Origin of the sequence: Corynebacterium sp., assembly GCF_030532965.1 — a bacterium.
In the GTDB taxonomy this organism is placed as follows: Bacteria; Actinomycetota; Actinomycetes; order Mycobacteriales; family Mycobacteriaceae; genus Corynebacterium.
This window is the reverse complement of the sequence record NZ_JAUNKC010000008.1, coordinates 70,206-92,014: the sequence shown is the minus strand read 5'-3', so window position 1 is coordinate 92,014 and position 21,809 is coordinate 70,206. Positions and strand designations below refer to the sequence as shown.

Sequence of the window (21,809 nt, the reverse complement as noted above, 5' to 3'; positions counted from 1 at the left end):
CTGCGGCTCGGGTCCGCTAGTGGCTTTAGCTTTTCTGCGTCACGTAGACTAAAGTAATCGTGTTTATAACCGCATATTTCATTTGATAGGAAGCATAGTGACTCCACCCGCTCGCCGTGATGGCACACCGGAAGGCAACCGTAGCCGCAAAACTCAAGGCAAAAACGCCCGAAAAAAGCAAGGGGCTAGTAAGCCCGCCAAGCAGAAAAAACAACGTTCGACGGACATCCTCATTTCAAACGCTCGTCCGGCACGAAAACAGTATGTTTCTGAGCGCCGCGCGCCTGAATCCGACAGTTTTCCTGGGCATTCCGAGAAATCCGAGGGGATTCGGCTGCAGAAGGTATTAGCGCAAGCCGGTGTCGCATCTCGTCGTCACGCGGAAATCCTCATCGATGCCGGTCGCGTGGAAGTAAATGGGAAAAAGATCCGGCAGCAGGGAGTACGGGTTGATCCAAGTACCGATGTCATTCGTGTCGATGGTGTGCGGGTCAATGTCAACGAAAACTTCCAGTATTTCGTGTTGAATAAGCCACGCGGAATTCATTCGACGATGAACGATGAGCTGGGGCGGCCATGTATCGGCGATTTGGTCTCCGAACGAGTAATCGCAGGACAACGGTTGTTCCATGTGGGACGATTGGATGCTGACACCGAAGGCTTAATTCTTCTGACCAATGACGGCGAATTAGCAAACAGATTGATGCATCCTAAATACGAGGTTTCCAAGACATACTTGGCTACCGTATTGGGCGAAGTTGATAAAAACATCGTTCGCCAATTGCGGGACGGCATTGAATTGGACGACGGAATTGCCAAGGCTGATTACGTCCAGCTTATTGACATTCATCAGGGAAAGTCCTTAGTTCGGGTTGAACTGCATGAGGGCCGCAAGCATATTGTGCGGCGGATGCTCAAGGCAGCTGGTTATCCCGTTCAGCGTTTGGTTCGTACGAAACTACACACGGTCCAACTTGGGGAGCAGAAACCCGGCACCATTCGAGCGCTCAACGACAGCGAATTAACAAGCCTGTATAAGGTGGTGGAGATGTAATGACAACAATCACAAACTCTTCTGCAAGGGCCTTGGAAAACACCGATGGTGGCCTCATCGTTGCTGTAGACGGCCCATCCGGTGCTGGAAAATCGACTGTTTGCCGTGCCGTTGCCAAGCACTTCGGCGCTAAGTACCTCGACACGGGAGCGATGTATCGAGTTGCCACTCTCCATGTACTGGATTCCGACATCAATCCGCATGACGCAGCGGCGGTCGCTGAAGCAACGAAAAACCTTCCGGTTTCTGTAGCGGATGATCCTGATTCCAAGGCGGTGTTGCTAGGTGGGGCGGATGTGTCGGTGGAGATACGAGATGAAGACGTGACTCGCTTCGTTTCCGCCGTGTCAGCTGTGCCTGAGGTTCGGGAAAACCTCGTAGCATTACAGCGTTCACTTGTTGCCGATGCTGGTCGGTGCATCGTCGACGGGCGGGATATCGGAACGAACGTGCTTGTCGACGCGCCCCTGAAGATCTACCTCACCGCATCCGCAGAAGTTCGAGCACGGCGCCGGTTCGAACAGGATCGTGCGGCTGGCCGCGATGTAATCTATGAATCTGTCCTTGCTGATGTGGTTCGGCGCGACGCCTTGGATTCCTCCCGGCCATTGAACCCGCTACGGCCCGCGGAAGACGCCGTTGTAATCGATACATCGGATTTAAGTCTTGAAGAGGTATTGGACGTACTTATCGAGTTAGTAGAACAATCGGCGGAAGGGAAAACAGATAAATGAGCGATGACATACACTCAGCTGCATCTTCGCACGATGAATCTGACTATTCAATGGATGAAAACCACTCCAACATCATTGATGATGGCAACATGGAAGATGACTATGATGTTGAGGTTTTCGACGATGGTTCGTTTGACAAATCGGAGTTTTCCGACCCCGATTTCGGCGAAGATTACTCCGAGGAAGACTGGAAACAGCTTGAAGAAGCATTCGGAATAGGCCCCGATACGCACGTTGAGGAAAATCTGTGCACCGTGGCCATTGTGGGTCGGCCGAACGTCGGAAAATCCACTTTGGTCAACCGCTTTATCGGTCGCCGCGAAGCGGTTGTAGAGGATTTTCCAGGGGTTACCCGAGATCGCATTTCCTATATTGCTGACTGGGGTGGTCAACGTTTCTGGGTTCAAGACACCGGCGGTTGGGATCCCAACGTAAAAGGCATTCACGCCGCGATTGCGAGGCAAGCGGAAAACGCAATGGAGTCTGCCGACGTCATTGTCATGGTTGTTGACACCAAAGTTGGTATTACCGAAACTGACTCGGTCATGGCTAAGAAACTGCAACGGTCAGATGTTCCAGTGATTTTGGTGGCAAACAAGTTCGATTCGGATAGCCAGTATGCGGACATGGCGGAGTTTTATGCCCTAGGCTTAGGCGATCCATGGCCAGTGTCTGCCCAACACGGGCGCGGCGGTGCGGATGTACTGGACGAAATTCTCCGCCTGTTCCCGGAAGAACCTCGATCCGCATCGATTACGGAGGGGCCGCGTCGCGTTGCTTTAGTGGGCAAACCGAATGTCGGAAAATCTTCGTTGCTGAATAAGATCGCGGGCGAGGAACGATCGGTTGTCGACAACGTTGCAGGGACGACCGTTGATCCAGTTGACTCCATAGTTAAACTGGATAAGCACTTATGGAAGTTTGTTGATACTGCTGGCCTGCGTAAAAAGGTAAAGAATGCCCAAGGACACGAATACTACGCGTCCCTACGGACCCGAAATGCCATTGATGCGGCCGAGATTTGCATCTTTATGATCGATTGCTCTGATCCGGTTTCGGAGCAGGATCAGCGCGTCTTGAATATGATCCTTGAATCCGGCAAGGCGTTGGTCTTGGTCTTTAATAAATGGGATCTTATGGATGACGACCGGCGTTGGGAGCTTGAGCGAGAAATTGAGCAGCAATTAGCCCACATCCCGTGGGTCAAACGGATCAATATCTCCGCCAAAACCGGTCGAGCGTTACAGCGGCTTGAACCTTACATGCTGGAGGCATTGGAGAGTTGGGATAAGCGTATAAGCACCGGTCAGCTCAATAACTGGCTGCGCGCAACGGTTGCGCAAAATCCACCTCCGATGAAGGGCGGCCGGGTTCCGCGCGTATTGTTTGCTACCCAGGCTTCGACCAGGCCACCAGTTGTAGTGTTATTCACCACTGGATTCCTGGACGCCGGGTATCGGCGTTATCTGGAACGTAAGTTCCGGGAATCATTCGGCTTTGAAGGCTCTCCGGTTCGGATCGCAGTCCGAGTACGCGAGCGCCGGTCAAAGAAGTAGGGAAGTAGGGTCAGGGACTTTCAATTTCCTAGAACAGTTTATACTTCCTGACAAGGTTGAGCTCGCCTGCTATGCAGTAGCGGTGGGCTCAACCTTTTCCAAATTTAGATTCACTTTCAGTTATTTTCGATAATTTCTATAGAAAGTGACGAATCTAGCGTTTCTATCTTTTTCGTCTATTTCTGTTTTCTGTAGAGGAACGCATCGCATCGGTAGGGAAGCAATATCTCTTGATCTGGGTGAAAACCGAGGTGCTCGTCCAAATACCAGTGCAAGTTAGCGGTCATCTTATCCCGCACTGACTCGGTTGATCGCAGCCAATACGACCGAGTATGCATTAATCGATGCAATAATTGCGTGGTGACTGGTTGTTCCCACCGCAACCGCAGTTCATCGCAAAGCTGCCACGGCGCATACACTGTTGGCAGGAACCCTTCGGCCAATGTGTCTCCCGAATGCATGATCCTACTTAGTCTATGCACCCACGGAATGTTTACATCCAGCGTGTTCCATACGAGCAGCAATTGGGCCTCGGCGGTGCTGATGCGATCGCATTCAACGCTCGCTGCACGGGAATCCACCCAGTGCCATGTCTGCGCGCAAGTAACCACGTCGAAAACCTCGTTTCGGGCAGCTGACACTTCAGCGGTTGCCTGCCATGCGGAAATGCCGTGGTTCTTTAAGGTTTTTAGCATTTCCAGACTGGGGTCTAACGCAAAAACTTCAGCTCGTTCACCAAAAGCAGCGCCTAAAACCGACGTCAGCTTTCCGGTGCCAGCACCCACATCCAGGATTCGATAGCTGTGATTATGTTCGATTGCTAGCAAACCCATTACCTCGGTTGGGTAGCTTGGCCGCACATCTTGATAAAGCTCGGCTCCACTCCGGAAAGCGCGGGCTTGCTCATTGCGATGCGTATCAGAAACGAATTTCGGCATGTTTTTACGGGAAATCGGAGGTACAGGGCGAATCGGTTGCGACGCATCTTTGGCTGGATCGGAGCTCATAATGTCAAGAATTGTACTGTGGTTTCACGGTGATAGGGGTGAACGAGTAATGGAAGTTTTATTCATTATTAACTGATATAGTGGGCACTGATCGTAACGGCAACGTGTATTTGTAAAGTTCGCTCTAAAGGAAGGAATATGACATGGGCTTCATGGACAAAGCAAAGGACATGCTGAACACCGATAAGGCAGAAGAAGTTTCTGACCAGATTTTGGATAAGGCCTCAGAAATGGCGAAAGGCGCACTTGGCGAGGACAAGGCCGCAAAAATCGACGAAGTTCGCGACACCATTGATAAAAAGATCGGTACGGACGGCGTTTAGTCGACAAAAGTGCTAACTTTTCGACGCCCCAACGGCTTTGAACGAATACGTTGTTCGTATTCTTCGGTGCTTTTTGCGGGCGTCGAAAAGCGTTAGTGCGAATGGCCCGAATGATCGTGGATGTCGTTGAGAAAACTGTGTTCATGATCGTGCTCAGTTTCCGCTGAACTGCTGTGATGTGCGTGAGGATGTGAATGGCTGTGCGTATGTTCATGACAATGAACCACATCTCCATGCGAATGCACATGAGTATGCGTGTGCGAATGCAGATGTTCGTGCTGCAACTGGACTGAATCTTTGACCATCAGATATGTAGCGCACACCATGATCAATAGTGCCACCCAAAACTGCAATTTGGGGAGTTCCCCTAAGAAGATCATGCTGAAAGCCACACCTAGGAATGGCGCAATGGCATAGTACGCCGAAGTTTTTGCGGCCCCTAGGTTACGTTGCGCAAAAATATAAAACGTAATGCTTAAGCCGTAACCAATAAAACCAACGATCATTGCGGCGGCACTGATCCCGATTGTCGGGATTTCTTCCGCCAGCATTCGCGCCACGATGAAGCAACCGAGTCCAGAAAACACTCCTTTAATAACCACGATCTGCTGCGGTGATTTGGTCGCCAACCGTGTTGTGCAGTTGTTTTCTATTCCCCAACACACGCACGCTGCCAAGACAAAGGCAGCACCGTAATTCAGACTAAAGCTAGCGTCTCCTTCGACGCTTAAGATGATGCTCGAAACGGTGACTAACGCGATGGCTATCCACAACTGTCGAGAAACCGTTTCTTTGAAGGCTGCGAACGCCACTACAGACGTTGCGACGATTTCGAAATTATTAAGAAGCGAAACCGTTGCGGAAGTGGTGAGTGAGATACCAAACATGAGCAAGATCGGTGCCACGATATCAAGCCCGATCATCGCAAGGACATAGGGTAGATCTTGTCTGTTCAGGGGACTATGCTCGGCTGCGGTATCCGCTTTGGCGTGAGTTTTTTCGCTGGAATCTTTTCCCATTACGTGAGGTAAAAGGATCGTGAGAAGCATCCCCACGCCCGCTCCAAGGTAAAGAAAAGCTGCCAACATCGCTGGCTGGATATTCACGATGAGCAACTTTGACATCGGTACTGAAATCGCATAAAACGCTGCAGCAAACACCGCGCATACTGTTGCTTTAGTTTTCGTGCTGCTCAAGGCGTAGCTCTTCATAGCGCCTAAGGATAAATCAATATCTGGAAGATTGGAATAGCAACTGGGAGTTTTTCTTGTGTAACCCGGTGTATCAAATGTTCCGGTTAGTGGTCTTTCTACATCGTGAGGTCAAAACGTTTTCTATAGCCTAAGTATTGGGGTAAGTCTTACAATGGGATGTGTTTGGTTATAACCTTTCAACCACCCTGGTATGGATTTTCCAGGAGAAGGAGCAATACAGTGGCTACCTCCACATCATCGGCATTCAATGCGGAGTCTTTTCAGTCTGCGTGGAATCAGTTTGAGACCGAGCACTTTGACCTAGTTATTATCGGTGGTGGTTCTGTCGGTGCTGGTGCAGCTTTAGACGCAGCTACCAGGGGGTTGAAAGTAGCGGTCATTGAGGCTCGAGATTTTGCAGCAGGCACCTCTTCTCGATCATCAAAGATGTTCCACGGCGGGTTGCGGTACCTGGCTATGCTCGATTTTCGGCTGGTTGCGGAGTCGCTGCGGGAACGCGAACTTTCGATGTCCACTTTGGCGCCGCACCTTGTTAAACCATTGCGATTCATTTTCCCGCTTACCCACAGGGTTTGGGAACGCCCTTACATGGCATCCGGGTTCATGCTGTATGACCTCATGGGTGGGGCAAAGAGTGTTCCGATGCAGAAACACTTAAGCCACAAGGCAACGATGAAGATGGCTCCCGGGCTAAAAGACGACGCGTTAGTCGGCGGCGTGCGATATTACGACACGCTTGTCGACGACGCCCGGCACACCATGACGGTACTGCGCACCGCGGCAGAATTCGGTGCAATCGTACGCCCATCGACACAGGTCGTAGGGTTTGAAAAGTCTGGTGAGACAATAACGGGTGTTGTGGTTCGGGATACCGACAGTGGTGCTGAGACAACGATACATTGTGATGTGTGTATCAATGCCACTGGTGTATGGAATGACGAGCTGCAAAAACTTGCTGGCGTTCCCGGCAAGTTTAGCGTCCACACGTCAAAAGGCGTCCACATTGTCGTGCCGAAATCTTGCCTTGATGCCGATGCCGCTTTATGCTTCGTTACCGAAAAGTCTGTTTTGTTTGTTATCCCATGGGGCGAATACTGGATCATTGGAACGACCGATACCGATTGGGATAAAAACCTAGCCAATCCAGCGGCTACCAGGGCCGATATTGACTATATTCTTGATCACGTCAACGCGAAGGTTCGACGGCAAATCCGACATGAAGACATCGTTGGAGTTTATTCAGGTTTGCGCCCGCTGTTGAGTGGTAAGTCGGACTCGACCACCAATTTATCCCGCAATCACGCTGTGGCTCGGGTCGCCCCCGGAATGGTTTCTGTCGCTGGTGGGAAATACACAACATATCGCGTCATCGGAAAAGACGCCGTGGATAAGGCGGCCGAAGATATTTCCAAGAACGTGCCTCGTTCTGTCACGGAAAACACCCCGCTCCTAGGCGCAGACGGATACCACGCGTTAGCAAACCAAGCTCCGTCTCTAGCGCTGAGGTTGGGTATCTCAGAAACTCAAGTTGAACATCTCCTGGGAAGGTATGGCTCGTTGATTTTCGAGGTGCTTTCACCAGCACAAGAGGATCCAACGTTAGTGGAACCGATTCCAGGTGCAGAGCAGTATCTTAAGGCTGAAGCGGTCTATGCAGTGACGCACGAGGGCGCAATGCACCTAGAAGATATTCTTCATCGTCGGTTGCGGGTATCCATGGAGTACGCGGATCGAGGCGTTGCATCAGCAGAAACCGTGGCGCGCATTGTCAGCTCTTACCTCGATTGGGATGAGAAGCGCATCGTAGCTGAAGTCGAACAGTTCAAAGCTGCTACCGAGGCAACCCTAGCCGCAGAAAAGGAGCTGACCGATGATGCTGCGAATAAGGTAGCTACCCAAGCGAACGACGCACGCCCGCTAATCGATACAGTGCAGGATCATTAAATGAGTGACCACCGGTATGTAGCTGCAATTGACCAGGGAACAACTTCCACCCGGTGCGTTGTTTTTGACGAAGACGCCAACATGGTTGGCGTCGGGCAATTTGAACACAGGCAGATCTTCCCGCAAAAGGGCTGGGTGGAACATGATCCATTGGAGATTTGGGATAACACCCGCCGGGCAGTGGCCGCTGCACTGGCTGAAGCGAATGTTCCGCGAGAAGATATTGCTGCCGTAGGGATAACTAATCAGCGGGAAACGACCGTCGTGTGGAATAAACACACAGGTCTGCCTGTCTACAACGCTATAGTGTGGCAAGACACTCGTACGAGTGCGTTATGCGAAGAATTAGCTGCTGAAGAAGGTGTTGATCGATGGCGGGATACCACCGGTTTGCGGCTAAACTCCTACCCGGCGGGCCCGAAGATTCGGTGGATCTTGGATAACGTAGCCGGTGCGCGGGAGCAAGCCGAGAACGGTGACCTGCTTTTTGGCACGATAGACACCTGGTTGTTGTGGAACTTAACCGGTGGTCCCGAAGGCGACAATGGAGCTGAAGCGGTACACGCAACCGATGTGACAAATGCCTCGCGGACTCTCCTGATGGATTTGGCAACGCTTCAATGGGATGAGTCGATCTGTGCCGAGATGAAAATTCCGATGGCGATGCTGCCGGAGATCAAGCCAAGTGTTACCACATTCGGGCATGTGCGCGGGCGGGGGACATTGGCTGGCGTGGCAATCACCGGAATCTTGGGTGATCAACAATCGGCGATGTTCGGTCAAGCCTGTTTTGAACCTGGTGATGCTAAGAATACTTATGGAACCGGCCTATTCTTGCTTCTAAATACCGGTCAGACGCCGAAAAAGAGCGAACACGGGCTCATTACTACTGTGTGTTACCAAATAGACAATGAAAAGCCGGTTTACGCACTCGAGGGGTCAGTGGCCATGGGTGGTGCCCTCGTACAGTGGTTGCGTGATAATTTAGGGCTGGTAGCTAATGCGCAAGAGATTGAGGAATCTGCAGCTCAAGTGCCGGATAACGGTGGTGTTTATATTGTTCCCGCCTTTTCTGGGTTGTTTGCGCCTAGGTGGCGTCCAGATGCACGTGGCGTGATCGTGGGGTTGACACGATTCGCCAATAAGCACCATTTGGCTCGCGCAGTGATTGAGGCTACCGCTTATCAAACCCGTGAAGTAGTCGACGCGATGGCTGCGGATTCCGGCGTTGAGATTTCCCAGCTCAAGGTTGACGGGGGAATGGTGCGAAACGAGCTGCTTATGCAATTCCAATCCGATATTTTGCGGAAGGAAGTATTACGGCCACGAATCATCGAGACAACTGCGTTGGGCGCTGCCTTCGCCGCTGGTTTGGGTGTCGGATTTTTTGAGGATCTAGACCAGCTCAAAGAGCAGTGCGCAGTGGAACAAACCTGGACTCCGTCGATGCCAGAAGACGCTGCGGAACAGCTTTTCAAGGAATGGAATAGGGCAGTGGAAAGAACGTTTGATTGGGAAGAATAACGTTAAAGGGCCAAGAGCGATCTTGGCCCTTTAACAAATTTGTCGGACTGACAGGATTTGAACCTGCGACCCCTTAACCCCCAGTCAAGTGCGCTACCAAACTGCGCCACAGTCCGTTTGTTGCTTGGGTAAGCAGCTCCCACAGATTACAGCATTGTGATCCCAAAGCGCCAATTTTGCCCATGAGCTGGGGATTATGCAGTTACTATGCCTGATTCATAAACCCACCGGCGTTCCCAACGCGAAAACTGAGATATTTCGGTGTGGGTTCCGGCAACACCGTTGCATTGAAAGTGCGCGGTGAATGTTACGGAGCCAACGCTATCGAAAGGACCGCCACCGCTTGTGTGGGAAATGGACAGCCCGACCCACGTCAGATTGCGGTCCAAATCCAGCGATGTTGGCGCTGTGGTCGGATGCCAGGAGTAGCGCAAGTAGTCGGCGTCGAAAAGCACAAAGGCGCTGTAGCGAGACCGCATGAGGGCCTCAGCTGTCGGGGCGGGACGCGTTTTGTTGTGCAACGGAAAGCAACAATCGCCGTAACACAATCCCGATTGACACGGACAGGCGCTTAATGGCGGAAAACTACTCACTGAAAAATATCCTCAATAACGACTGCGTCATTGAGCAACGCCGATATCTCGGAATTCTGGGCAGCAGACATCAAGACCTTGCGGTCGTCGTCGGTGAGGCTGTCGCCGGTAATGAGTATCGATCGTTGCAGGTGAAGGGCTCCCGCATCCGAAGGGTTCGGGGTGATCGTAACTTCGACGTTTGCTAGCGGCTTCATACGTGCGGACTGCGCCGCTGTTTGGATAGCCTGCTTGGTTGAAGAAGCCAGCGCAGCGATCAATAACGAAGTCGGCGTCACACCAAGGTTCTTGCCGCCGTGAGCTTTGTCTTTGTCTGTCGCAATCGGCTGTGAACCAATGTGGACCAAGCCCGAGAATTTTCCGGCCTTTGTGGAATGAGACAGAACTGTATTGGCAGCAATATCAGGTGAAGCGGAAGCCTCAGGAACAAGGTGCTGTTCGACCCAGCTACGGATAATGTGGGCTGCGAGCTGTGCGGCACCTGTTTTAGTGCATAGATGATCGACTTTATGCAGAGACACCAAAGACTTGGGATACCGGGTTTTCAGGAAAATATTTTGAGCGTTGTCGATACCAACGGTTTGATCAATGGGCGAATGCAAAATAAGCAGTGGTTTACGAAGCGTGGGCAGATATGCTTCAGGATTGGTCTCAGCAAGATCTTCCAAAAACTCACGGGAAATCGTGATGTCTCTACCTCCCAACGTGAGCGTGACAGCACCAGTTTCGTCTACTTCGCCAATACGGTCAGCGAAGTGCAGCACTGCGTGCGCTGGGTCAAATGGCGCACCGATGGTCGCCACGGCCTTGAGAGTGGAAATCATAGTCGCGGCTTTCAGCGCGGCAGCGCCACCCAAGGAATGCCCAATTAGTAGTTGGGGAGCAGTGTAATTGTCCGCTAGCCATTGGTTGGCGGCGATGATGTCATTGACATTTTCGGAGAAACTGGTTTTGTGGAAATCTCCCTCAGACTGACCGAGCCCTGGGAAGTCGAAGCGCAGACATGCGATTCCCATTTCGGCGAGAGTTTTACAGACCCGGGCGGCGGCTGGGGTGAATCGCGATCCAGTAAAACAATGCGCGAACATGGCATACGCAAGCGATGGGGTATCAGGCATGTCAAGGGTTCCGGCCATCATGTAACCGTTGGAACTTGGTAATTTAACGCTAATGGAATGCACAAAAGTCTCCCGGCGGGTCAGCGGATCTAACTAAGGCACGGCACCGGAAAACACCTGGAAACAAGCCAGATGACGATGCCCGTATCATTTCTTAAAAGCTTAAGACACCTTGCCTAAAACTACTGCACGCAATCGATGTCATATTGGTTAACCAGGTACTGAAATGCAATCTAAGTCACGTTGAGGATTAATGGTGATTGACCCCAAAACTAGCCTTGCGGCTAACTAGGGGAATGCATGCGGAGCCTGTAGCGTTAAGATTTAAAACGTTAGATTAAAACTTACAAACAACAACGGAGGCTCACGTGGCTGGTTTCGATTGGTTTTGGAAAGCAATGGGCGGCAAACAGGGCCGTAATCAAAAACGTAGCCTTGCTATCGTAGACCAAGCGGAAACGAAGAAGCTTGAGTTTGAAACGTTAACGGATTCTGAACTCGTCGAACGTGCAGTTGCAGCTACCAAAAATGGGGACCTTAATGATCCGGCAGAATTCCTTGCCGTGTTGGCGATCGCCTCCGAACGGACACTTGGATTAACACCGTTTCCGGTGCAATCTCAGGCGGTGTTGCGGCTTTTGGAAGGTGACGTTATCCAAATGGCTACTGGCGAGGGTAAGACGTTGGTGGGCGCTATGGCGAGCACCGGCTTCGGTCTGATGGGCAAACGGGTACACACTATTACGGTGAATGATTATCTAGCAGCTCGTGATGCTGAATGGATGGGGCCATTGGTTCGGTTCTTCGGACTGACTGTAGCTGCGATAACTGAAGAAATGACCAGCGATGAACGTCGAAAAGCGTATACCGCGAATATTGTTTATACACCAGTCAATGAATTGGGCTTCGATGTCTTACGCGATCAATTGATAACGGCACGCGCACAAGCTGTACAACACGGCGCGGATGTTGCGATCGTCGACGAAGCTGATTCCGTTCTGGTGGATGAGGCGTTGGTGCCATTAGTTCTGGCAGGCAACGAACCCGGCCGTGCCCCAGGAGGCCGAATCACGGAAATCGTGCGTCGGCTGCGCGAAGCCGAGGACTACACCGTTGATGATGACCGGCGTAATGTTTTTCTCACGGAATCGGGTGCCCGAAAGCTTGAATCCGCACTCGGCATTGAATCGCTTTACGACGATGACAATGTCGGCACCACACTGGTTCAGGTTAACCTTGCACTCCACGCACAGGCATTATTGATCCGCGATGTTCACTACATAGTTCGGGATGGGAAAGTTGCTCTTATCGACGCATCCAAGGGTCGGGTGGCAGATTTGCAGCGATGGCCTGATGGTGTACAAGCAGCAGTGGAAGCAAAAGAAGGATTAGCGGTTACCGAAGGTGGTCGGATTCTCGACACGATCACATTGCAAGCGCTCATGCGGCGGTATCCCATGGTTTGCGGCATGACCGGCACAGCAGTGGAAGCAACTGACCAACTGCGAAGCTTCTATGACCTGCGGGTGAGCGTTATCGAGCGGAATAAGCCGTTGGCGCGGTTCGATGAACAGGATCGCGTTTATGCGACTATCGCGGACAAGAATGCTGCGATTATTGAGGAAATTCGACGGATTCATTCCACTGGCCAACCGGTTTTGGTTGGTACTCAAGACGTGGCCGAATCTGAAGCTTTGGCGGAAGCCCTCCGGGAATTCGATATTGAAGTCAACGTGCTCAACGCGAAAAATGACGCTGAGGAAGCACGGATTATCGCCGAGGCTGGAGATATCGGTCGAGTGACGGTTTCCACACAAATGGCAGGGCGCGGAACCGATATCAAATTGGGTGGCGCCGATGAAAAAGATCATAGCCAAGTTGTTTCTCTTGGGGGATTGGCGGTTATTGGAACGGCACGGCATCGTACTGCGCGCCTTGATAATCAATTGCGAGGCAGGGCAGGGCGTCAAGGTGATCCCGGGTTATCCCTATTTTTCGTATCGCTGGAAGATGATATGGTCGCGGTAGGCGGAGCGGGCGAAAATGTAACCGTGCGGCCCGAAGCTGACGGAAGCATCGAATCGAAGCGCGTGCGGGATTGGATCGAGCATTGTCAACGGGTAACGGAAGGCCAACTGCTCGAAATCCATTCGCAGACCTGGAAATACAATAAATTGCTAGCCGACCAGCGCGACATTATTGACGAACGACGCGCAACATTGCTTGATACTGATCAAGCATGGACCGAGATCGAAGCTCGATCTGAAAAGGCGAAGGATTTGGCCCAAACCTTGGAGCGTCAGGTTCTCGTTCAAGCTGCCCGTGAAATCATGTTGTACCACCTGGATTTTGGGTGGAGTAATCACTTAGCACACATGGACGACGTACGTGAATCAATTCACCTGCGAGCGATCGCTAGAGAGACACCAATCGATGAATTCCACCGAATTGCAGTTCGTGAATTCAAAACTCTAGCGCAAAAGGCCGTTGACGATGCGGTTGCGACATTCAATTCTGTCCGCATTGATTCCACAGGTGCGCATTTAGAGGATCATGGCTTGGCTCGACCGTCGGCAACATGGACGTATATGGTTTCTGATAACCCATTGGCGGGATCAGGCAATTCCGTTATCCAGGGGATAGGAAATATCTTCCGTTAAGCTGGCATCGATGATTTTCGTTAAGCGGAATATAAAGAAATTACAGTAATGTGATTTGCTTGAACCCTGGTAAATCAAGGCTATAGGCTGGATCTTTGGGAGAAAGACGCCTTGGGCGTAACAAACCGCTATCATGAAAGCATTGGCTGGAACACGGGGGCAATTGCTCTTTGGTGTGTTTCAGTGACCACATTAGCGGCTATTGCAAGCCAGATCTTCTTACATGGAGGGTTTCACGATGAGTGAGAACAACGGTACTCAAGACGTTCAGGTCGAGACCACTTCGGTGTTTCGTGCTGACCTACTGAAGGAAATGGAAAATGGTGCGGGAGCTAGTTCCAGCACAAGTGCCGATGTTGCTCCTCCTGCTGGAGCTGGAATGCTCATTGTAAAACGCGGACCGAATGCCGGTGCTCGATTCTTGCTGGATCAGGCCACGACAACCGCTGGTCGCCATCCGGACTCCGATATTTTCCTTGATGACGTCACGGTTTCGCGGCGGCACGCCGAATTTCGGTTAACCGATGGCTCTTTCGAAGTTGTTGATGTGGGTTCCTTAAATGGCACCTACGTCAACCGTGAACCACGGAATTCCGAAGTCTTGTCTTCCGGTGACGAGATTCAGATCGGTAAATTCCGGTTGGTTTTTCTTGCGGGATCGGCCAACTAAAGAACGTTCGGTATAAAATCGCAATCCTTTATTTGTTAACCCCAGGTTTCAACGGCAAAAGTCAAGGAAATATTACTGACAAAAGGTGCTATCCTGGGATAAACAAGTCCCGTCGTTGGCTTAAATGACGGGAATTAACAATGTCAGTCTTGTAACGAAGAAACGGAAAGCTTAATCCATGGGCGCCCTATCGCATTCGGCATCTCCAATGTCTAGTCGTTCGCAATCGGCAACCAAGCCAACCAAAACGATGGGTATTGGTGTTGTGCTTAAGCAGCTTCAGGCCGAATTTCCCGATGTTACGCTTTCTAAAATTCGCTTCTTAGAATCCGAAGGGCTCATTTCGCCGCAACGGGCAAGTTCTGGCTACCGCAAATACGTTCAGGCTGACATCGACCGACTACGCTATATCCTCACCACACAACGCGATAATTATCTTCCGCTAAAGGTTATCCGTGAGCAATTGGACGCAATGGATTCCGGCGCGATCACGCCCATTATGAAAACCGTTGACGCGCAGCCGATGATTAGCCCTGAGCAATTCCGCAAGCCGGTGGTTACGCGGTTGACTGATACCGATGTGGCGGAGCAGGCTCAAGTTGACGTTGAATTTGTTGCTGAACTTGCAGGTGTCGGCATTATCAAACCAGATCCTGCGGGATTCTTCACTATGGATGACGTTCGAATCGTTTCAACGGCTGATGCGCTCGGCGAATTTGGATTTGATGTGCGTCATCTGAAGTCGCTGAAGAACACCGCTAGCCGCCAAGCCTCCCTTATCTCTCAGGCCGCGACCCCAGTTGCGAGGTCTAGGGGAGAGGGCGCAAAAGAGCGTGCAGAGGAGATGAGCCAGCAAATGACCGCTTTGGTTGTTTCGTTGCATGCGTCTTTGGTGAAAAACGAGCTTCATAGTCAACTGGGTTACTAGATTGGTATCGGAAGTCTGCATTTTATGGCGTTTCAGGTCGTTGAATATCTCCAAGTTTCTGTTTTTCCGGAGAACCATAGTTGCTTGGTCTTTCGATGGAACGAGAAGAAGCGAATTCTTCCGATATGGATTAGTCCCGTGGACGCCGTAGCGCAGCAACGGCGGGAAGCTGATGTACCCCCGCGTCGCCCCCGGTTTGAAGATCTGTTTTTGTCAGTAAGCTCAATGGGGTCGATCGGATTTAAGGAGCTGCGCATCACTTCCTTTTACGAAGGCGAGTTTATTGCCGCGCTGGTCACTGAGTCTGATTTTGAAATCGATTGTCGGCCGAGTGACGGCATCGCGGTTGCCTACTCCTTGGATCTTCCAATACTTGTTGATGAAGATGTGTTAATGCAGGCCAGTGTGTATGTTTCCGAATCGGATATGCGGCAATGGTTTGGATTGGATTTCGGGGAAGACATCACCGAGACTGGATGGGAAGTGTCAGCCTCCGGTGATGCCGCGGCCGATGCAGACTTTTCCGCTCTGATGGAAAGCATGGGTGTGAGCGAATCTGATTTGCTCGGAAAGAAAGGTGATGTTGGTCCCAATCGGGACGATGAAACTGAAGGTTTCCGGCCTGAAACGGATGATAACTAAAGTTATCTATGTGAATAAAGATGACAGCGGTGCAATTTAAGTTTAAACTTCAAGTTGAGGTTTAAGTTAACGGCGTGTCGCAAGTTAATTTCTTGACGCTTCGCTAACCTTGCCTAAGAATAGTAAACAGCACTGCTTGTAGCATGCTGTTTCGCGATACCAGAGAATGCAAGGAGCGCACTCATGAGTGACCGACCAATACAAGAGTCGTTATTTGATATGGGCCCCGACGAGGAGGTCGGTTACCGCGTGCCCATCGCCTGCCAGGTAGCCGGCATAACGTACCGTCAGCTGGATTATTGGGCACGCACTAAGTTGGTGGAACCAAGTATCCGCACGGCCCGTGGTTCCGGTTCGCAACGGCTCTATTCCTTCAAAGACATACTGGTATTAAAGATCGTTAAACGCCTTCTTGATACCGGTATTTCCTTGCAGAACATTCGTCAAGCTGTAGAGAAACTTCGGGATCGGGGAGTTGACGATCTGGCAAAAATCACCTTGGTTTCCGATGGCTCAACCGTTTACGAATGCCGCAGCGCCGAGGAAGTGATTGATCTTCTTGGTGGCGGTCAGGGCGTTTTCGGCATTGCGGTGCCGGGAATTATGAAGGAACTGACCGGTACGATTTCCGCGTTCCCATTCGAGAAGGTTGCGACGAATCTTGAAGAAACAGAGTCGACGAGCATGGCCGTGGACGAGCTTGCCGATCGGCGCCGTCGTCGTAGCTCTTAAACATATTTTCTCTGTGATCGATAAAAGGCTAGCTGCCGTGGTAATCTCTGGGCCACGACAGCTAGCCTCTTGTGATTAAGTGCCTTTCTCCGTTCCTTTTACCAGTGACGCCAAGTTGCTCCAGCCAAGGAAAAGGCGAACAGCGATCGCTTTTCGACGCTGCCAGTTCGCTAAACTCCAGATGCCTTATCGAGCGCGGCGGGTAAATCAGCGGGGGAAGAAACTGTAGTGGAATTGTTGGCGAGATCCGCCAGCTCTTTGTCCACGTTTCCGGATCCCACATGAATCACGCTGAGATCAGTGTTAGCCGCTTGTGCATCAGCCATTAGGGATTTTAGAGCCTCTAGGTCCCCTTGATCAGCCGTACCCGTGGTGATAACAACGATACGCACCGGCTCTTTAGCCTCTTTTGCGTATTCGACGCCATAACGCACAGCGGCAAGTGTTGCAGAGCGAGTTTGCGGAACTCCGCCCGTTCCGAAGGCGATTGCTGTTTGCCCGATCTTCGGCGCAGAAGCCTGATTACTGAACATGATATTTGTTCGCCAACCACGAGTAACTCCCTGGTTCAGTGGGGAAGAGTAGTTCCATAATGCCAATGAGCGGTTTTTCTGCGCGATTTTTTCGGAGGTTTTCGCTATCGCATTCGAAGTTGCTTGGAACCATGTTGTACCGTTGCCCGCGTCGTAAGACATTTGATCTGAGGTGTCGAACAAGAACAAAGTATCGGCTGCAGTGACCGCATTGGCAGGTTGGGCTGGAACTGACTCCGCTGTTGCTGGCGGAGACGTGTGTGCAGCATCGAAAGAGTGAAGAGCCTCCACAGCAGCTAATGCTGCGACAGTCGTGGCTGACTTTGCTGCATCAGCGTTGGTGATTGCTGCACCAAAATCCGCACCGGCACGAACAACTTCTTCGTTGACTGAGTTGGTGGCATTAAGCGCGACTACTCTTACGGGTTGCCGCAAATCGGCGATATCGGTAAAGCTATATCCGGTCGGAACGGATTTTTCATTGGTTGCGATGATCTCCGCACCCGATTCCGCGGCGCTAGCTAAGGTAACGTCTTTGTTTTTCTCCAGAATTTCGGTCACTTTGTCTTTGGCGTTTTTATTTACCGCTGCGGCCACCAACGCCGATGCCACAGAGTTGTCGGCGACTGGGTAAGAAACGTCCGTGAGCGTATCCGCTGCTACTTTTTTCGTGCTGGCTACCCCAACTTTAAGGGCTGAGGCCGTTGGCCACTCTAAAGTGGCTGGCGACCTGCCATGTTCAGCAAGCGCAGCAGTAATCGCTCCATCAGATTGACTCGAGATAAAAACACCGGCCTCGGCTACGGAAGGGGTCAGCATGGCTCGGACGCAATGGTCACGCACGATGGGCGACGTGGCGTTGTAATCGTCGATAAGCGTCTGGGCGATATCGTGGACGGAACTCTGAGCCGCTACTGGAAGGGTGAGGTTCCCGGCCATGCATTCTGCAGAATTTATCGTTTCAGAATCGTCTTTGATTGCTCGAAACCATAAGGACACGGCGATTACCGCGATGAGTAGGCACGCAAGAATTGCGTAAACTCCGCCAGAAATCTTGTAATTGCTTTGCCCATCAGAATGGCGACCCATAGCACTAAGGTCCTCTCGTTCAGTGTCTTGGCATTACATGCGCAGGTAATTGACGTTTCTTTAAAGTTCTAGTGTAGTGCGAAAACCTGGTCGATGGCTGAGACTAGCCGGTGACGAAGCCTTGTTGCATCGTGAGATAATGCTCGCTGTCGTTCAACATATTCTTGCTTTCCGGCTGTAGTTTCAATAGGCACGACACCTAAACCAAATTCGCGACAATCATATGGCGATGCTTCCATGTCCAAAATTCGCGCACGTTGCGCAAGGTCGAAAGTATCGAGCCATAGCTCACCAGGCACGATGGGGCCAAGTTTTGCCGCCCACTTATACAGGTCCATCGTGGCATGGACGCAACCACGCTGCTCAGTGTCAGGTTGGGTCTCCCGGCTGAGCACAGTTATATTGAGCGGCCGGGCGGCCGGGGTGAAAAACCGAAATGCATCAAAGTGCGTGCATCGTAATGAGTTTTCCTCCACTACACGCTGCGTTTCCGCAGCCCCTAGCCGTAGTGGTAGTGAATGTCGAGGAGTCTCCGTTTGGTACACCATCGCCCATTCGTGTAGCCCAAAACAATCAAAACGAGTTGGATTCTGCTCGGTTTTGTTGAGTAGATCTCGGATAAATGTGAGCGTTTGCCGACGAGAGTCGAGATAATGGGCGACATCTATGCAGGTATAGTGATCGAGGTTGTGATAATACTTCCATCCTGATTGTTGGCTGGCGGCGGTCGGATCGAAAATCGCGATGCCTATACCGGGATGCCACCGTTCTAAATGCGCAGCACGAATAGGGTAGTACTCGAAAAGAAAGTCAAAAACTGGATGCTTTTTGCCTGCTTTTCGACGCTCGAGGTGTGCGGCGGTAAAGGTTCTGGCCCGTGCAATATGCTCCGATTGCTGCCTTGTCCATTCTTGGGTATCGAGATAAATCATGATTGTGGTGGCTGATTTTGCTGATGGGTCCAGTCACTAAAAGTGCCTACGTATTCTTCAATGAGATCTTCAAGTGTGATAACACCAATTAACGTACCCCGGTCGCGCACCTGGGCCATGTGAGCAGAGCGTTTGTGCAGTGTGTGCAATGCTTCATCAATTGTCCCCGCGGCATCAACATTGGTCAGTGGCCTGATTTCGGCGCGATGAACAATCGAGTCTGGTTCGCTGTCCGAATTGCCATCGAACCGATCAAGTACGTCTTTGATATGAACGTATCCGATATATGATCCATTTGATGCTGTGACTGGGAAACGGGAAAAACCAGTTTCCGCGACAGCCTCTTCTAATTCAGAAAGCAGCGGCCCGCGTGATCCGAATTGCACGGTTCTCACCTTTTCTAGCGGGATCATCACTTCGGTGAGACTGCGATCGACCCGCAGCGCCTTATTCAACCGTGCGTGTTCCTCTGCATCCAGTAAGCCCTCGGATCGTGATTCTGAAATCATGGTCTTTAACTGATCCTCGTCGACCGTAGAATCCAGCTCGTCGCGCTGTTCAATACCGAAAAGCCGTAGCGTGACGCGGGCGATCATATTCATAAACGAAATCAGTGGGCGGGTAATCGTGGCAAACCCCAATAGCGCTGGAGTTAGCCACAGTGCCAAAGTTTCCGGGCCTGCCAAGGCAATGTTCTTAGGAACCATTTCGCCGAAAAGAATATGGAGAAATGTTATCAACGCCAAGGCAATAACGAACGAAACTGGGTGCAAAAACTGTTCTGGCAACCCCAGTTTGAGAAACGGATCTTCGATGAAATGTGCGATCGCAGGCTCGGCGACTTTACCTAGGATCAAGGAACAAATGGTTATGCCGAACTGGCAAGCAGCCAACATGATAGAAAGATGCTCTATTGCATACAACACCCGCTTGGCACCAGGGCGACCCTGCAAAATGAGATTATCTATCCGATCCCGGCGCGATGAGATGAGGGCGAATTCAGCTGCCACGAAAAACGCATTTGCTGCCAGTAGGGCAATGATCATCAATACCGTGGTTATGATTCCCATCAGTTGCCCTCCGCTTTCGAGGATTTAGCGATGAATTCTTTGTATTCTTCTTCGGATATTGGCGTAATGATTACTTTGTCTACCCGACGGTCTTCCATGGCGGATACTTTGGCCAACCACCGACCGCTGAAGCCTGAGGTAAATTCAGCCAGGGTTGGGTGGTCGGATTCAGGTAGAACTACCTCGTCGTCCATCGCCGGGATCCTGCCTAATTGGGTCATGACGAGGCCACCCAACGTTTCATATGGACCATCAGGAGCGATATATCCGACTTTTTCTGCTAGTTCGTCCATTCGCACAAGACCAGATACTGCCCAGGATGTGCCGAAGGATTCGAAGTCTTTGTCTGCTTCCACGTTGTCGTGTTCGTCGTAGACCTCGCCCAAAATTTCTTCAATTACATCTTCAATCGTGATGATTCCTGCGGTTCCACCGTATTCATCAGCAACAAGAATGACTTGGGATCCGGCAGAACGTACCGCGTTGAGTACGGCGTCGCCGTCTAAGGATTCGGGAACGACTGGAACGCTGCGGGCTATTTCCGAGAGTAGGGTGGTACTACGTTTTTCTGGCGGTAATTCGAATGCGTCTTTGTAGTGAACCACGCCGATGGTTTCGTCAAGGTCTCCTCGGACAACCGGAAAGCGCGAGTGTCCGGTTTCGATTGCTAATGCAATGAGGTCTAGGACGGTGTCGTCGTGGGAGAGGGTTTCGATTGTTGACCGAGGGGTCATAAGTTCTTCAGCGGTGGTTTCGCCGAATCGAAGTGAGCGGTCCAAGAATCGGGCGGTGGTGGCGTCAATGTCACCAGATTCGGCGGAATTACGCACAAGGGCGGTCAGTTCTTGGGTGCTGCGGGCAGTGGCGAGTTCGTCGGCTGGTTCGATTCCTAATTTGCGTACTAGCGCGTTCGCGGAGCGATTAAGGAGATTAATGAACCCTTTGAACACGGAATTGAAAGCGTGTACTGGGCCTACTACAAACCGGGCGGTCTTCAAGGGGTCGGTGATGGCGATGTTTTTGGGAACGAGTTCGCCGAATACCATGGACAAAAATGTCGCGATGATAAGTGCGAGGATTAATGCGATGGTCGTTGTCCACGTTGTTGAAAGACCTACGTATGTGAGAACGGGGACTAAGAACTTTGCCAAAATGGGTTCTGCTAGGAACCCGGTTGCAAGTGTTGTGATGGTGATGCCCAGTTGAGCGCCAGATAAAACGAATGAAAGATTCTGGTAATCGCGTTTCACTGCGTGGGCTGATTTATCGTCGCGTTCGGCCACATCCTGGTCGATAGTGGCGCGTTCTAATCCGGTTAATGCGAACTCGACGGCAACAAATAAGCCAGTGCTTGCGGTGAGCAATATGAAGCCAAAAAGTGAAGCAACTGAAATAACTATGTCCATTAGGTTTAACCGACAGCCGATTGAGCTGGTATTTTAAGCCTTTCCTTCGTTTCTAAAGATTCTAGCTGATGACTTCCACA

18 protein-coding genes, 1 tRNA gene and 1 pseudogene are annotated in these 21,809 nt (G+C 51.2%); 11 read left to right on the top strand and 9 right to left on the bottom strand.

The features are described 5' to 3' along the window. Positions 1-97 precede the first annotated feature (97 nt). The 3 genes and pseudogenes from Q4D85_RS05835 to der all read left to right on the top strand — a co-directional run. Positions 98-1,054, top strand: a complete 957-nt coding sequence (locus Q4D85_RS05835; RefSeq protein ID WP_303198887.1) for a pseudouridine synthase — start codon at positions 98-100, stop codon at positions 1,052-1,054. Further along, complete coding sequence (cmk, locus tag Q4D85_RS05830) at positions 1,054-1,788, top strand: (d)CMP kinase (RefSeq protein ID WP_303198886.1); 735 nt, start codon at positions 1,054-1,056, stop codon at positions 1,786-1,788. The genes Q4D85_RS05835 and cmk overlap by 1 nt, the downstream gene beginning before the upstream one ends. Before the next feature lie 131 nt (positions 1,789-1,919). Continuing rightward, positions 1,920-3,344 (top strand): annotated as a pseudogene (der, locus tag Q4D85_RS05825) (ribosome biogenesis GTPase Der); the annotation flags it as partial. A gap of 176 nt (positions 3,345-3,520) precedes the next feature. Here der and Q4D85_RS05820 read toward each other — a convergent pair. After that, entirely contained in the window at positions 3,521-4,351 is an 831-nt protein-coding gene (locus tag Q4D85_RS05820; protein ID WP_303198885.1) for a class I SAM-dependent methyltransferase, read from the bottom strand. 143 nt (positions 4,352-4,494) lie between these two features. Here Q4D85_RS05820 and Q4D85_RS05815 point away from each other — a divergent pair, with 143 nt between their 5' ends. Then, positions 4,495-4,674, top strand: coding sequence for an antitoxin (locus Q4D85_RS05815; RefSeq protein ID WP_303198884.1), 180 nt, complete (start codon positions 4,495-4,497; stop codon positions 4,672-4,674). A 92-nt stretch (positions 4,675-4,766) separates the two neighbouring features. Here the strand turns inward: Q4D85_RS05815 and Q4D85_RS05810 are convergent, their stop codons facing one another. Continuing rightward, positions 4,767-5,885 carry a DMT family transporter gene (locus Q4D85_RS05810; RefSeq protein WP_303198883.1) on the bottom strand — a complete coding sequence of 373 codons (1,119 nt, stop codon included), beginning with the start codon at positions 5,883-5,885 and terminating at the stop codon, positions 4,767-4,769. Between the two features lie 222 nt (positions 5,886-6,107). On the opposite strand from Q4D85_RS05810, the gene Q4D85_RS05805 reads away from it, so the two are divergent. After that, complete coding sequence (locus Q4D85_RS05805; RefSeq protein ID WP_303198882.1) at positions 6,108-7,832, top strand: glycerol-3-phosphate dehydrogenase/oxidase; 1,725 nt, start codon at positions 6,108-6,110, stop codon at positions 7,830-7,832. After that, entirely contained in the window at positions 7,833-9,356 is a 1,524-nt protein-coding gene (gene glpK / locus Q4D85_RS05800; RefSeq protein ID WP_303198881.1) for a glycerol kinase GlpK, read from the top strand. Between the two features lie 42 nt (positions 9,357-9,398). On the opposite strand, the gene Q4D85_RS05795 is transcribed toward glpK, so the two are convergent. The 3 genes from Q4D85_RS05795 to Q4D85_RS05785 all read right to left on the bottom strand — a co-directional run bounded on the left by Q4D85_RS05795 (position 9,399) and on the right by Q4D85_RS05785 (position 11,130). Then, positions 9,399-9,472 (bottom strand) — tRNA-Pro (locus tag Q4D85_RS05795). 78 nt (positions 9,473-9,550) lie between these two features. Then, positions 9,551-9,949 (bottom strand): YchJ family protein, encoded by a 399-nt coding sequence (locus tag Q4D85_RS05790; RefSeq protein ID WP_303198880.1) that lies wholly within the window; start codon positions 9,947-9,949, stop codon positions 9,551-9,553. Next, positions 9,946-11,130, bottom strand: coding sequence for an alpha/beta fold hydrolase (locus Q4D85_RS05785; protein ID WP_303198879.1), 1,185 nt, complete (start codon positions 11,128-11,130; stop codon positions 9,946-9,948). Before Q4D85_RS05785 ends, Q4D85_RS05790 begins: the two co-directional genes overlap by 4 nt. 305 nt (positions 11,131-11,435) lie before the next feature. Between Q4D85_RS05785 and secA2 the strand changes: the two genes are divergently transcribed. From secA2 to Q4D85_RS05760, 5 genes are all read left to right on the top strand, one after another. Next, positions 11,436-13,727, top strand: a complete 2,292-nt coding sequence (gene secA2 / locus Q4D85_RS05780) for an accessory Sec system translocase SecA2 (protein WP_303198878.1) — start codon at positions 11,436-11,438, stop codon at positions 13,725-13,727. Positions 13,728-13,965: 238 nt separating this feature from the next. Beyond that, positions 13,966-14,397, top strand: coding sequence for an oxoglutarate dehydrogenase inhibitor Odhl (odhI, locus tag Q4D85_RS05775; RefSeq protein WP_303198877.1), 432 nt, complete (start codon positions 13,966-13,968; stop codon positions 14,395-14,397). A 208-nt stretch (positions 14,398-14,605) separates the two neighbouring features. Next, the gene (locus Q4D85_RS05770) at positions 14,606-15,325 is read left to right on the top strand and encodes a MerR family transcriptional regulator (RefSeq protein ID WP_303198876.1); all 720 of its coding nucleotides are present in this window, start codon (positions 14,606-14,608) and stop codon (positions 15,323-15,325) included. A gap of 24 nt (positions 15,326-15,349) precedes the next feature. Further along, positions 15,350-15,967: a bifunctional nuclease family protein gene (locus Q4D85_RS05765; protein WP_303198874.1), complete on the top strand. Its 618-nt coding sequence runs from the start codon at positions 15,350-15,352 to the stop codon at positions 15,965-15,967. Between the two features lie 183 nt (positions 15,968-16,150). Further along, positions 16,151-16,699, top strand: a complete 549-nt coding sequence (locus Q4D85_RS05760; protein ID WP_303198871.1) for a MerR family transcriptional regulator — start codon at positions 16,151-16,153, stop codon at positions 16,697-16,699. A gap of 170 nt (positions 16,700-16,869) precedes the next feature. Here Q4D85_RS05760 and Q4D85_RS05755 read toward each other — a convergent pair whose 3' ends face one another. The 4 genes from Q4D85_RS05755 to Q4D85_RS05740 form a co-directional block, all read right to left on the bottom strand. Then, entirely contained in the window at positions 16,870-18,321 is a 1,452-nt protein-coding gene (locus Q4D85_RS05755; RefSeq protein WP_303198868.1) for a vWA domain-containing protein, read from the bottom strand. Between the two features lie 68 nt (positions 18,322-18,389). Then, the gene (locus Q4D85_RS05750; protein ID WP_303198866.1) at positions 18,390-19,253 is read right to left on the bottom strand and encodes a 3-methyladenine DNA glycosylase; all 864 of its coding nucleotides are present in this window, start codon (positions 19,251-19,253) and stop codon (positions 18,390-18,392) included. Continuing rightward, a complete protein-coding gene (locus tag Q4D85_RS05745) occupies positions 19,250-20,323 on the bottom strand; it encodes a hemolysin family protein (protein ID WP_303198865.1) in 1,074 nt (357 codons plus the stop codon). Before Q4D85_RS05745 ends, Q4D85_RS05750 begins: the two co-directional genes overlap by 4 nt. Then, positions 20,323-21,729 (bottom strand): hemolysin family protein, encoded by a 1,407-nt coding sequence (locus Q4D85_RS05740; protein ID WP_303198863.1) that lies wholly within the window; start codon positions 21,727-21,729, stop codon positions 20,323-20,325. Before Q4D85_RS05740 ends, Q4D85_RS05745 begins: the two co-directional genes overlap by 1 nt. Between the last annotated feature and the right edge of the window lie 80 nt (positions 21,730-21,809).